We start from the raw sequence: 13,373 nt of genomic DNA, 5'->3' as shown, positions 1-13,373 counted from the left end.
ATACGCCTGACTCAGGATGTGCGCCCGCTCCAGGTGATGCCAGGCCCGAGGCAACTCCCCCTCCGCCTCGGCCTCGTGCGCCTGCCGCAATTCCGCCTCGAAAGCGGCACGCAGCGTCGACTTCATCGGCATGATGTCCTCCTCTGGGACCGCCTCGCTCAGCCCAACACGAGGGGCAGCGACGTATAACCCAGGCTCACCTGGGCCACCCGCTGCCGCACCGCGGCGGCCTCGCCCCGGCTCAGCGTGGGGTAGCGATCCAGGAAGGTGTTGAGGGTGAGGCGCGCCTCCAGCCGGGCCAGCGGGGCACCCAGACAGAAGTGGGTACCCAGCCCGAAGCCCAGGTGCTGGTTGTTCGTCGGGCGCTCGGGCCAGAACGTGTCCGGATTCTCGAAGACCGCCGGGTCCCTGTTCGCCGCCGCGAAGAACACGTCCACCAGCTCGCCCGCGGGGATCTCCACCTCCCCCACCCGCACCGGCCGGGTCGTCACCCGGGGGAAGCGCTGCACGGGGCTCTCGTAGCGCAGCACCTCCTCGAGGATGGGATCCACCAGCGAGCGGTCCTCGCGCGCCCGCTTCCACAGCTCGGGGCGATCCGCGAGCAGCCCCATCATGTTGCCGATGAGGTTGGTCGTCGTCTCGTTGCCCGCGATGAGCAGCACCGCGGCGAAGCTGCGGATCTCCGCATCCGCCAGCGAGACACCCTCGACCTCGGCCGCGATGAGCGCCGAGATGAGATCCTCCGTGGGCTGGGCGCGGCGCGTGGCGATGGCCCGATCCAGGTAGGCCATCATCTCCCCCGCCCGCCGGGCCCGCTCCTCCGCCGGAATTCCCGCGTAGGCGATGACGGCCTGGGACCAGAGCCGGAAGGACGGGTAGTCCTCGTCGGCCACCCCGAGCATCCCGGCGATGACCCGCGTCGGCAGGGGGATGGCGTACGCCGACATGAGCTCCACCGGACCCCGCCCGGCGCTGTCGAGCAGCTCGCGGACGATGCCGGAGACCCACGTCTCGAGCGTGGCGATGCGCTGGGGACTGAAGACCTTGCTCACCAGGCGCCGCAGGTGGGTGTGGTGGGGCGGGTCGTCGTGCAGCAGCGAGAGCTTGGGAAGGGCCTTGATCACCGCCGGGCTCTTGGAGGAGTACGTGGCCGGATCTCGAATCGCGGCGAGCACGTCGGCGTGGCGGAGCAGGGCCCAGGAGTAGAGGGGCTCGGTGCGGCCCGAGATGGGACCCGGGGGCAGGCGCAGGTAGCGCACCGGAGAGGACTGCTGGAAGTGACGGTAGGCCGGATAGGGATTGGCGATACCGTCGGCGGAACCAAGCACATCCGGGGACAGGGAGTCGGGCAGGCTCATGGGCCGCCATCCTACCAGGGACACGCACCGGCCCCGAGGGCTTCGGGCCCTCACCCGGCCCCCTCCCGAGGGAGGGGGCGGGAGGTTTGGCTAGAGGAGGAAGTCCTCCCAGGGGCCGGAGACCTCGACCGTGCCTCCCGCCTCACGCGCCCAGATGCGCGGGTCGTACATCGCCTCCGCCTCCACGGGCGGCAGCGTGAACTTGCCCGACGTCACCGCGCGCACTGCGTAGACCACCGTCTTCGACTCGCCCGCGTCAAGGCTGCCGAACACCTCCACCCGGTCGTCCCGGATGTTCACGTAGTCCGCGCTCCACTGCTCATCGGCGGAGGCCCACTCCACCTGCCCTCCGCGCCCGAGCCGCGCGTTCTCGATCTCCCAGCCCGCCGGCAGCCGGTCCACCAGCGCGATGTTCTGGATGCGCTCGCCCGAGGTGTTCTTCAGCTCCACCTCCACGTAGACGAGGTCCGCCAGTTTCACCGAGCCGCCCTGCACGTCGAGCACCTCGCCCCCGAGGTCGCGGTAGCGCCGCGTGAGGGTGAGCCCCTCGCCGCCCGTGCGGAACTGCCCGTCGGCGCGCACGCCCTCGCTGGCGAGCACCAGGTAGAGCTTGCCCTCGCCCTTGTCGGGGACCTTCAGGCTCAGGCCCTTGCGCTCGCTCGCGCGCACCAGCGCCCACGTCTTGTCCGAGGCGCGTGCCTTGCCGCCCTGCTGCACGGCGACCTCCTTGCCATCCGCCGTCAGCACCGGCGGAGCGAACTTCGAGGCCGCGCCCGCCACGCGCTTGCCCAGGCCGGTGATGCCCCAGACGAGCTCCTGCGTGGTGTAGTAGCTGCTGCGCTCCTGCTTGAGGGCCTCGGCCACGCGCTGCGCGAGCGGCTCGCCCGCCGCGTCCTCACCGAACAGGTCCTGGAACGTGCTCAGCATGAAGCCGCGCCGACGCCGATCCGAGTAGAAGGACCAGCCGTTCCACCGCTCGTCCAGCACGGCGGAGACGTCCGGGTTGCGCAGGTCCTTCTCGTAGCGGCGGTCACCGGCCAGGTAGAGCGCGGCCTTGAGCATGTACTCCTGCTCGGCACGCTGGCTGGCGCTGTAGAACTTCTGGCTCCCGAGCTGGTCCACGAGCTTCTGCGCCCGCGCCTTGTGGCCCTTGCCGCCCATGGCCAGCACGTAGTGCATGTAGGACTCGGCGCCGTCGTTGTAGGAGTCCGAGCCCGAGCGGTTCTCGCGGCGCGTCACCTGCTGGTTCATCCAGCTCAGCGCGTCGTCGATGCGGTCCTGCGGCACCGCGTACTTGCGCTTCTGCGCGTCCAGCAGCAGGTGCGTGGCGTAGGCGGTGCCCCACTCCACCGGCTCGGCGGAGCCCGGCCAGTAGCCGAAGCCACCCGAGGGCGTCTGCATGGAGAGCACCCGGTTCACCCCCGACATCACCATGTCCTCCAGCTTCGCGTTGGCCGTGAGCGTCGGGTCCACGCTGTCGACGAGCTCGGAGACGTAGAGCAGCGGGCGGGTGGAGGACGTCGTCTGCTCGATGCAGCCGTACGGGTAGCGCACGAGGTACGAGAGGTGCTGGAAGGACTCGGCGTAGGGATTCGTCGTCACCCAGAACGTCGAGCGCTCGCTGGTGGGCAGCCAGCCCTGGAGGTACTGCGAGAGGTCCACCGTGCCGGCGGCCAGCTCAATCCGCTGCACCTTGCGCTCACGCGGGCCCGAGGGCAGCAGGGGCACGTCGAGCTGCTCGAAGGAGGTATGTCCACCGCCCTCGGCCGTCACCTTGAGGCGCGCCGCGCCCACGGCCTGCACCGCCTTGGCCTGGAAGACGAGCGTGGCCGCCTTCCCGTCCTCCAGCTTCACCCGGCCCTGGCTCTTGCCGAGCAGTTGCAGCGGCGACTCCATGGAGGCGGGCATGGCCATGCCCGGCACCGCGAGGTTCTCCGCGGTGAGGGACACCTTCACCTCCTGCGCCTTGCCGGAGAGGTTGGTGACGAAGACGGGGATTTGAATCTCGTCCCCCTGGCTGAGGAAGCGGGGCAGCGTGGCCTGAAGCACGAGTGGATCGCGCACGAGCACCTGCGCGGCGGCGTGGCCGATGCGCTTGGGGCCGCTCGTCACCACCATCACCCGCACCGCGCCGCGGTACTGGGGCAGCTTGAAGGGGACGCGCAGCTTGCCGTTGGAGGGCACCGGCAGCACGCCGCTCCAGAGGGCCACCGGCTTCACCGGCTGCACGCGGCCCGCCGCGCCCTCGCCGCCCTCGTCACCCCCCGTGGAGCGGCTGGCGCCCGCGGGAGGAATCAGCAGCGTCCACCCGAGCGTCTCGTACGTCTGCACGCCGAGGGCCCGCTTGGTGAAGAGCGTCTGGAGCGGGTCGGGACTCTGGAAGCGGGTGAGCGAGAGGATGCCCTCGTCCACCACCGCCACGGTGGCGAAGGTGCCCTTCTCCACCGAGCCCAGCTCCACGTCCACCGTGAGGGTGTCGTTGGAGCGCACCTCCTTGGGCACGGAGAGGGTGACGGCCTGGGTGTAGTCCACGGGCTCCAGCGTCATGCTGGCCACACCGAAGGCCCGGTCGGGCATGAAGGCCTGGTCGGACTCGAGGTGCGGATCCTTCACCAGGAAGGTGCTGACGTAGACGTTGGGCGCGAAGGCCGAGGGCGTGAAGGTCCACGACACCTCGCCCGGCTCCACGGCCTTCCACTCGGCGGCCCGCACGCCGTCCGTCTCGGCGGTGAAGAGCATGCGGCCACGGTAGGGCGCCTTCACCTTCACGGTGATGGAGTCCCCCACCTTCGCCGAGCGCGGCAGCTCCACCGCGAGCGAGGTGGGCCGGGCCGGCCGGGGCGTCTGGTCCACGCGCGAGGAGGACTCGTCCCACCAGTAGTAGCGGCCGTGGCCCTCGAGCTGCAGGTCCGTCTGCGCCGCGCCGGACTTCACGCGCACCAGGTAGCCCGCGGCGTCCATGGAGGGCGTCACCTGGAAGGAGAACTTCCCGGCCTCGGGCTTGACGGTGGTGCGGCCCTCGCGCACGGGGCGCAGGTGGCGCTGGTAGCGCTCCTCACCCGACTCCTCGTCGTAGAAGTAGCCATACTCCTCGTCCAGCCGCAGGTACTCCACCTCGAGGGGCTCGAGGGCCTTGCCGTACGCGGCGCCCTGCCAGTCCACCACCACGCCGGAGACGGTGAAGGGCTGGTTGGCCTTCACCTTGTCCACGTTGGCCTGGAGGCCCACGTAGTACGCCTCCGGGTGGACGGGCACGGTGGCCTCGCCCAGGGTGGAGCGGCCACTGCCGGCCTCGAAGACGCTCGCCTGCGCCACCAGCTTCGCCGGGCCCTTGAAGCCACCCGCGTCCTGTTGGGCCGGGCAGCGCAGCAGCGTGCGCCCCTTCGTGTCCAGCTCGCCCTTCACCTGCCCCAGCACGGTGGCCTTCGCGTCCGAGCCACTCGGACGCCACACGCCGTAGGCATACTGGGCATTCTCCTTCGGGCGGAAGACGGAGGGCTCCAGCCGGCACGTCACCTCCACCGGGCTGCTCTCCGCCGAGCCGCCGAAGAGGTAGGCCGCCTCCACCGTCACCGGCACCTCCTCGCCCTGCACGTAGCCGGGCTTCTCGGCGCGAGCCGTCACCTTCATGCGCTCGGGGACGAACTCCTCCACGTTGAGGCCGTACGAGGCCACCTGCTTCTCGGCCACGCTGAGCACCACGCGGTAGGCGCCCGTGTCCTGGTAGGCCTCGAAGGGCACGTCCAGCGACACCAGGCCCGCCTCGTTCGTCTTCAGCGTCACCTTCCGCAGGTCGCGCTCGCGCGGATCCACCACCTTCAGCTCCACCGGCATTCCCTCCGGCGGGGCCATGTCGTCCTGGCCGCGCAACACCGCCACCACGTGCGCGGTGTCCCCCGGGCGGTACACGCCCCGGTCCGAGTAGAGCGAGGCCCGGTAGGGCTTCTCGGAGCGGTACGGCTCGCCCTGCACGTCCGAGTTGGCGATGTCCGTCTTCAGCTCGCTGTACTTGAGGTAGGTGAAGTCCTCGCCCTTGCGAGCGATGAGGGCGAAGGGCTCGGCGGTGTCGGCACCCGGGGCGGGCACCCTCAGCTTGCAGCCCTCGGCGCCGCCGGTGGTGCAGCGGGCCACCGACTGGCCGCTCTTCCTCACCAGGGACACCTCCACGCCGGACAGCGGCTCGGTGGTCTCCATACCGAGTGCCCACACCCACACCTCCTCCTGCGCCTCCGAGCCCTTCGGGGCCGCGCCGCGCTTGGCCACGAGGCTCAGGTCCGTGAGGAGGATGCGCGAGGCGGCCGACTTGTGGCCGCCCGAGGCGGTGAGCTCCACCACGCCCCGGGTGGTGACGGGCACGAGGCTCCCCACGTCGAGGTACGTGGTGGTCAGCGTGTCCTGCGCGCCCTGCAGGGACAGCTTCTTGCGCAGCAGCACGTTGGAGGTGCGCTCGTCGGCGGCCTCCTGCTCGTCATTGCTCATCCAGAAGACGAGGTTCTCCTGGGGCACGTGGCGCACCACCAGGTCCACCCCGTCCAGGTTGAGGTGGTTGAGGGGCAGGTTGCGCCAGGCGCTGCGCGGCAGGTAGCGGCCGGTGGTGGCGAAGCTGAGCTGCGGGCTGCGCGCGGAGACGGAGAAGGACGTCTCGTAGGTGGACAGCAGCGTGCCGCCCGTCGTCGAGCCGGCACCCGCGTCGATGCGCATGGAGTAGGAGCCCCGCTTGAAGTCACCGAAGACGCGGAAGCCCCAGCGCGAGGGCGACACGGAGAACTTCACCGGCGGGTTGAAGTGGATGCTCGCCGAGGCCACGTCGTCGTCGAGGCTGCAGCGGTTGCCCGTGTTGCCCCCGTACTCGTAATCCTCCTCGCCCTCGTCGGCGCTGGGCGCCTCTTCACCGCCCACCTCGCGGCAGCGGATTTCGACGTAGTGGCCGGTGGAGCCCTCCTGCACGTAGGCGTTGGTGATGTCGAGGCGCTTGCCCACCAGCAGCGTGAAGGAGCCCTCGCCCGCGGAGGCGGTGGCGGCGTTGCGGCCGGCGGAGGCCAGGCCCGACTTGAGGGTGAAGCGCACCTCGGAGCCCGGCTTGAGGCTCGCGCCCCCGAGGGCGGCGGTGACGATGTGGCGATCCGTGGGGTGGGAGCGCAGCTTCACGTCGGACAGCGACTTGCCGTCCACGGAGAAGGTGGCGAAGCGACGCACGGTGGCCACGTCCACGGGGCCGGAGAAGACGAGGTCCGCCTCCACCTTGCCCTTGCGCACGTCCATCTGCCGGGGCGAGAGGCGCAGGAAGGCGAAGGCCGGCGTGGTGAAGGAGCGGCTCCACTCGCCCGAGGCCTTGGGCTTCACCACGGAGCCATCGCCCAGCTCCAGCGCCTCGAGGGTGACGGTGTACTGGGTATTGAAGGCGAAGCTCTCGCGCGGGGTGAAGACGAGCGTGGAAGGGCTGCGGAAGCGCAGCGAGCCCGGCACCTCCGGCGACACCGAGACGACGGTGCCCTTCTTCACCTCGTTGCCCTCGGGCGCGACGGCGCGGGGGAACTCCAGCACCACCTCGCGCGGCACCATGCCCTCGGAGCCGAGCTCGCGAATGACGGGGGCGACGGACTCGGCCGAGAGCGGCGCCGCGCTCGTATCGGGCGAGTTGCTGGAAGAGGAGCCAGCGGTGGAAGTGCCGGAGGAATCCGGGGTGCTCTGGGCCTCGTCCTTCTTGCAGCCGGCGAGCGCGCCCACCAGGAGCGCCGCGAGAAGCCAGCGCGCCTTGAGCGAGCGGGACGGCAACGGCATTGGAACTGACCGCGGACCCATGGTTCCTCCGAGAAGATGACTCGGGTGGTTCCAGCGCGTTCCCCCCGAGCCAAAGCGCGGGCGACGCTAGGGCGGCTCGCGGGCGCAGGTCAACGCTGGGGGCTCGAAGTCACCCGGGCTCCCGAGTCGGCTCGGCGCCCACGTTCCACCGCTCCGGCCTGAACATGCACGCGCCGTTGCCCGAGCCCTCGGTGCTCACGCAGAACTCGCTCGTGCTGCAGGAGTCGGGCTCCGCCGTGGAACAGCGCACACGACACTGGCCCTCGTGGCAGACGAAGCGCTCCGGACAGGCCGCGTCCCCGCTCCCCCCGCAGCGGGGGTAGCACCACCTCCAGGCGCGCCCCACCTCCGTGACGTACGCCTCCGTCTCGCACACCTCGCCCTCGGCACAGGGCCGCTGGTGACACAGGTTCCCTTCCACCCGGGCGCACACCGACACGCCTCCCGCCTGCCGGATGCATTCCTGTCCCTGGGGACACGCGCGGCCTTCGCACGTGGGCTGGCACACGGGCCCCTCGGGATCTCCGCGAGCACAGAAGAAGCCCTCCGGGCACGTCCCCTGCGTCCCAGGCCCGCACCGCCGGCCACACCAGCCCGCGCCGGCGCAGACGAGCTCGGGTTCACAGGCCCATCGAGCCTGGCGTGATGGCGCATCCCGGAGACAGGACTCCCCCTCCTTGCGCTCTCCCACGAAGGTGCACCCGCGCACGGCCAGCCGTTGGCCCTTCACGGGAATGGCCCGGCAGACAGTCCAGGGAGGGCACTGCGAATCCGAACTGCATCCACTGCCCGTGCACATCTGGCGCTGGGTCTGTGGGTCATGGAAGCAGACGAGCGGAGGGTCGCACTGCGCGTCGCTCTGGCACGGTTGCAGGAGGGAGGGCCGCCGGCGGAACTCCCGCGCTGACAGCTCGGGGGCGAAGCGCCATCCCTCCACCTCCGTGGGGCCCCAGCTCCGCCAGAAGAGGATCAACCCCAGGGGAAGGATCAGCAGCGGCACGATGATGAGCGCCAGCACGGCTCTCCACTTCATGGCGCGGACCTCCGGGTTGACGCCGGCACAGAGGCTCACGCGCGACCTGTTCGCGTACGCTCCCGGCAACTCGGGGTTCGAGGTTACTTCATGGCCGCGCGTGTCAACGTCCTGGAAAAGCCCAGAAGAGGCCTCCTCATCAGGGTCGCCCTGCTCACCTGTATCGGTGCCAGTGGCTGCCAGGACATCGAAGGCGTGCAGTGCACCTCGGCGGACACCACCCATAGCTGCTGCGTGAAGAAGAACCCCACCAGGCTGGGGGTCTGTGACGGAATCGAGGGGACGGAGGAAGGCGCGACCTTCCGCTCGAACACCGCGCCCGATGGCAAAACGGTGACGGTCGCGGTCGGGGCCGCGACCTTATCTGGAGCGGCCACGGTGCTCGTCACCATGACGGATGCCGCGCAGTTCAGGAAGCTGCTGGCACAATTGGACAAGGTGATGGAGGAGTGCGTGGAGCTGGCGGAGCAGACGGTCGACCGGAGACGCCCGACCTGGGAAATCCTCGATGCCTCCCGGTGCAAACAGGAGGTGGGGACGGACGCCAGGGGGAAACCGGTGACGCGGGCCATGCAATTGGGCAACGAAAAGCACGAGGAAGCCTTCCAATGCGTCGAGGAGAAGCTCGGCGAGCTGATACCCGGGCATTACAGCCTCGAGCAGCGCTACCGCTACGACCGGAAGACAGGAAAGCTCGAGCTCGTGAGCCAAGGAGAAGAACAGCAACTGATGCGGCAGGGACGTCAACGCGAGCTCCTGGGCACGATCCAGCCTGACGTGGTCATCCATTCGGGAGATCCCCTCCAGGTCCGTGCCGTCTATGACTTCAAGTTCCCCTGTATCCCAGGCAGCCCGCCAACCTGGACCGTCTACAAACGGCCTCCCTACCAGGATCTCTCTCAAGGAGCGGTGTACCAGGATGCCTTCAAGGCACCGACCGCACGCGTGGCGCCAGGAAAGGGGGTCATCCGGCGATGAGAACCCCGTACCCTCGAATCAGGCGGTACAGCAAGGAAGGGAATCTGGAGCTGCGCGAGGGACTCATCCTCTGCTTCTTCATGCGGCACTCGCACGACGAACTGTCGGCAGCCGTCACACGCGCCCTGGACCTCTATCTCGACGCGGTGGGGCCCGAGAAGCTGGGCTGGTACGTGGACATGCAACCGGAATACGACCCGGATGAATACAATGGCGTCGAGCCGGAAATGCGCCCACTGGACAGCACCTGGTGGGCAAGAGCTCGCGAGGAGCTGCGTGACCCCGACAACTGCTTCCTCCAATTGGAGGAGCACTGCACGCAGGTGGGTGGATTCCACTTTGAGTATTACGGCAGGCATCGAGACACGCTCGACCTTGCCAGAGAGCCAGATATCACCAGCGCGGTGTCGTTCTGGCTTCCCACGGAGTACCTGGAGGAGCAAGGCGCCGCGCGCGTCAAGCAACTGGCCGTGGCGATGGCACGCGAGCTTCCCCTCAACTCCGGCTATGTCAGCCCGGCCTTCAACTACCTCGTGCGATTCAGAGAGGTGGTCCAGGCAGTCCACGAGCATTGCTTCCGCTATCCGGGCCTGGATGTGCATGACCTGAGCGAAGCAGCCATGGAGATAGGCACGCGGGTACGGGGGGCCTATTGGCTGAATTTCTACGGCCCCCCTGTGCTCGAACGACTCGGAGGTGCGGAAGGTCTTCGCGAGCAACTTCGCTCACCCGACGTGTCCATCGAGGAACTTGGAGGAGGCAAGGTGTTGGTCTCGCTTGGGGAGCAACCTGAGACAGGGGACGTGGAACGGAAGAGCGAAATGCGTCCGTACCGGGCCCTGGCCCGGGTGCTGGAGCCCTTTCTGTATGAAGAGCGCCCCGACTGGTTCGGCTTTTCGCCGGAAGAACTGCGGCGCTGGCAGCGCCGCTTCCTCGACGGAGGATGCGGGTAGAGCCCCTGTGCCCCATCACTCGTAGTCGATTATGAATGATGTGCGACAACCACACGCCACGCGGAGTCGACGGCGAGTACCGCCCACGGGGGCCCAGATCACCCGCCATCCCGGGCCGGCGCGGGGGTCGCGCTCCACGGCTCCGGCGAGAACAGGCACAGCCCGTTGCCCTCGTCGTCGGTGCTCACACAGAACTGGGTCGCCCCACAGGAGCCGGGCTGTTGCGTGGAGCAGCGGCGACGGCATCGGCCCTCGTGGCAGCGGAAGTCTTCCGGGCAGGTGTCGTCCCCGTCCTTCCCACAGGGCTGGACGCACGTCCTCCACCCCGCGCCCACCACCGCGAGCATCGTTTCCGTCTCGCACACCTTGTTCTCGGGACAGGGCTTCTCGAGACACCGGCGTCCAATGACGCTGGCGCATACCGACACGCCCCCCGCGCGCCGGACGCACTCCTGGCCCTCGGGGCACGCGCGGCCCTCGCACGAGGGCTGGCACACCGGCCCGTCCGGGTCCCCCCGCGCACAGAAGAAGCCCTCCGGGCACGACCCCTCCTTCCCGGGCACGCACCTGCGACCGCACCACCCGGAAAGCCCGCAGACGAGCCCCTCCCCACAGGCCCACTCCCGCTGACCCGGCGGCGCCCACCGGAGACACTGCTCTCCCTCCTCGCGAGTCCCCTCGAAGACGCACGCGCGCAGGGCCACCCGTTGCCCTGGCAGGGGCATGGCCCGGCAGACCCCATACGGCGCGCACCACGCGTCCGACTCGCACCCCGAGGCCGTGCACTGCCGCTGCGGGAAGCGCGGGTCGCGAAAGCAGATGAGCCGTGGGTCGCACTGCGCGTCCTCCCGGCACGGCTGACGGAGGGTGCGCAGCTCGCGAAACTCACCTGGCGTCAACCAAGGCATAAAGCGCCAGCCCTCGACCTCGCGCTCCGCGGGCGCCCGCATCCAGAGGACGACGAGCAGCATCACCGGAAGCACCAGCAGCGACACGGCGAGGACCCCCCAGACGGCTCTCCCCTTCATGGCGCGCGAGCCCCTCCGTGCTCCCACCTGCCCGGGTACATGGTGCGGGCCATGCTACCCGCGAGGTCAGCCCGACGCACGGCTTCATCCACGACGAGCGGAGGCCCCTCTGGGGTAACGTGCGCTCATGCCTTCACAGGAGATTCGTCTCTCGACCCAGCAGCGCCGAGCTGCGCTCCAGGTCCTGGGCCGGAACCGGCTTTCACGACTGACGGAACGGCCTGGCCCCGAGGTCGAGGACCGCCGCGTAGGGGCGGCCCTGTGACTCCGTATCGCTCCGGCATCGGCCAAAACGGACGAAGTGCGTTCTCGTTCCTGCTCGCCCTATTGGCCAGCATCAGCACCGGCGGCTGCTATGCCTCGACCGAATGCACCGCGGCGGATACCACCCATTCCTGCTGTGTGAAGAAGCATCCGAGGGAACTCTGGTTCTGTGATGGGCTCGAAGGGGCGGAGGAGGCCGCGAACTTCCGGACTCCCTCTACCCACACGCAGCAGGGCCCCGCACTGAGCGCGAAGGAGTTAGCGGCCATCACCGGAGCCGCTGCGGGCGGAGCCATCCTGATCCTGATCCGGGGCAATGCGGATGAACTCGATGAACTCCAGGATGCCCTGGACCCACTGATGGAGGAGTGTGCCAGGCGCGCGGAGCAAACAGTCAACCGACTGCGCCTGGGAGGCAAAACCCTCAGTCCGGCCGAATGCAATGAGCAGGTGGGCGTGGACAAGGATGGGAAGCCTGTGACACGAGCCATGGCCCTGGGCAACGAGAAGCACGAAAAAGCCTTCGCGTGTGTCGAGGAGAAGTTGGGAAGGAGCCTCACGGGGTACTTCATCATCAACCAGCGCTACCGCTTCAACAGCAAGACGAGGCAGTACGAGCCCATCAGCAAGGAAGAAGTCGAGCGACTCGTGCGAACGGACCGGAAAAAGGAACTTACGGGCAGCCTGGAGCCCGATGTGGTCATCCACTCTGGAAATCCCACGCGCGTCCGCTTCATCTACGACTTCAAGTTCCCCTGCACACAAGACAATCTTCCGACATGGAGGGCTTATTCGCGGGGTCCTCATCGGGATCAAACCCAAGGGGAAGCGTACCTGAAGGCCTTCGGCGTGAAACCTGCTCGCGTGTCGCCAAGAGATGGAGTCATTCGATGAGCGCGCGTTACCCACGAGTCCGTCAGTACTCGGGAGATGGACTTTTGACTTTACGCGATGGGCTCCTCATCTGCTTCTTCATGCGACGCCCACACGGAGCGATCGGACCCGCCGTCATGCGCGCCTTGGAGTTCTATCTCGATGCGATAGGACCCGAGAAGCTGGGCTGGTACGTGGACCTTCAAAGTGACTATGACCCCGAGGGGTACAAGGGAGTGGAAGCGGAGCTGCGTCCTCTGAACAGCCAGTGGTGGGCGAAGGCACGCGCCGACCTGAGCGATCCCACCAGTTGCATCCTCCAATTGGAACAGCATGCCAACCAGGTGGGAGGATTTCATTTCGAGTATTATGGCAGACAGCCCGAAACACTCGACATGCCCGCCCAGCAGGACGTCGTGAGCGCGGTGTCGTTCTGGCTTCCCACGGAGTTCCTGGAGGAGCAAGGTCCCGCGCGTGTCAGGGAGCTGGCCACGGCCATGGCTCGTGAGCTCCCCATCACCTCCGGCTATGTCAGTCTTGCCTTCAACTACCTCGTGCGATTCAGGGAGGTGGTCCAGGCAGTCCACGAGCACTGCTTCCGCTACCCGGGCCTGGATGTGCATGACCTGAGCGAAGCGTCCATGGAAATAGGCACGCGGGTGCGAGGGGCCTACTGGTTGAATTTCTACGGACAGCCGCTGCTCGGGCAACTCGGAGGCGCGAAAGGTCTTCGCCAGCAACTCGATTCCCGCGAAATAGCTGTCGAGACGATGGGAGAGGAGAAGGTCCTGGTCGCCCTGGGAGAATGGCCGGACTCGGGAGACGTGGAGCGCCAGAGCGAGATGCGTCCGTATCGCGCCCTGGCTCGGATTCTGGAGCCGCACCTGTTCGGGGAGCGCCACCGCTGGTTCGGCTTTTCTCGGGAGCAACTGCGGCGCTGGCAGCGCCGCTTCCTCGATTGAGGAGTGCGCCATTTCTTCCAACATGCGTCCTGCTCGCTTCAGCGGGAATGAGGCCCCATCCGCCGCTCGCTTGTAGACGTCTACCAGCGGTGTACGGCAAAAAACCACACCGCTTGTAGACG

Annotated in this window: 9 protein-coding genes; 4 read left to right on the top strand and 5 right to left on the bottom strand. The window is 68.2% G+C overall.

The window, feature by feature from the left end; translation table 11 throughout:
- The 4 genes from VF697_RS06330 to VF697_RS06315 form a co-directional block, all read right to left on the bottom strand.
- The coding region (locus tag VF697_RS06330; protein WP_331092587.1) for a DUF3703 domain-containing protein at window positions 1–126 on the bottom strand (126 nt) is incomplete at its 3' end.
- A 32-nt stretch (window positions 127–158) separates the two neighbouring features.
- The gene (locus VF697_RS06325) at window positions 159–1,358 is read right to left on the bottom strand and encodes a cytochrome P450 (protein WP_331092586.1); all 1,200 of its coding nucleotides are present in this window, start codon (window positions 1,356–1,358) and stop codon (window positions 159–161) included.
- 90 nt (window positions 1,359–1,448) lie between these two features.
- Entirely contained in the window at window positions 1,449–7,160 is a 5,712-nt protein-coding gene (locus VF697_RS06320) for an MG2 domain-containing protein (protein WP_331092585.1), read from the bottom strand.
- A 109-nt stretch (window positions 7,161–7,269) separates the two neighbouring features.
- Entirely contained in the window at window positions 7,270–8,193 is a 924-nt protein-coding gene (locus VF697_RS06315) for a hypothetical protein (RefSeq protein ID WP_331092584.1), read from the bottom strand.
- Between the two features lie 90 nt (window positions 8,194–8,283).
- Here VF697_RS06315 and VF697_RS06310 point away from each other — a divergent pair, with 90 nt between their 5' ends.
- Both VF697_RS06310 and VF697_RS06305 read left to right on the top strand, forming a co-directional pair.
- Entirely contained in the window at window positions 8,284–9,171 is an 888-nt protein-coding gene (locus tag VF697_RS06310) for a hypothetical protein (protein WP_331092583.1), read from the top strand.
- Entirely contained in the window at window positions 9,168–10,124 is a 957-nt protein-coding gene (locus VF697_RS06305) for a type VI immunity family protein (protein ID WP_331092582.1), read from the top strand. The genes VF697_RS06310 and VF697_RS06305 overlap by 4 nt, the downstream gene beginning before the upstream one ends.
- A 98-nt stretch (window positions 10,125–10,222) precedes the next feature.
- On the opposite strand, the gene VF697_RS06300 is transcribed toward VF697_RS06305, so the two are convergent.
- Window positions 10,223–11,152 (bottom strand): hypothetical protein, encoded by a 930-nt coding sequence (locus VF697_RS06300; protein ID WP_331092581.1) that lies wholly within the window; start codon window positions 11,150–11,152, stop codon window positions 10,223–10,225.
- A 261-nt stretch (window positions 11,153–11,413) separates the two neighbouring features.
- On the opposite strand from VF697_RS06300, the gene VF697_RS06295 reads away from it, so the two are divergent.
- Together VF697_RS06295 and VF697_RS06290 are read left to right on the top strand one after the other, a co-directional pair.
- Window positions 11,414–12,310, top strand: coding sequence for a hypothetical protein (locus VF697_RS06295; protein WP_331092580.1), 897 nt, complete (start codon window positions 11,414–11,416; stop codon window positions 12,308–12,310).
- 116 nt (window positions 12,311–12,426) lie between these two features.
- The gene (locus VF697_RS06290) at window positions 12,427–13,251 is read left to right on the top strand and encodes a type VI immunity family protein (protein WP_331092579.1); all 825 of its coding nucleotides are present in this window, start codon (window positions 12,427–12,429) and stop codon (window positions 13,249–13,251) included.
- Window positions 13,252–13,373: the final 122 nt, after the last annotated feature.

This window comes from Archangium sp. (genome assembly GCF_036388035.1).
GTDB lineage: Bacteria > Myxococcota > Myxococcia > Myxococcales > Myxococcaceae > Archangium.
The sequence above is the reverse complement of the archived record's forward strand: the minus strand, read 5'-3'. Positions and strand labels throughout refer to the sequence as shown.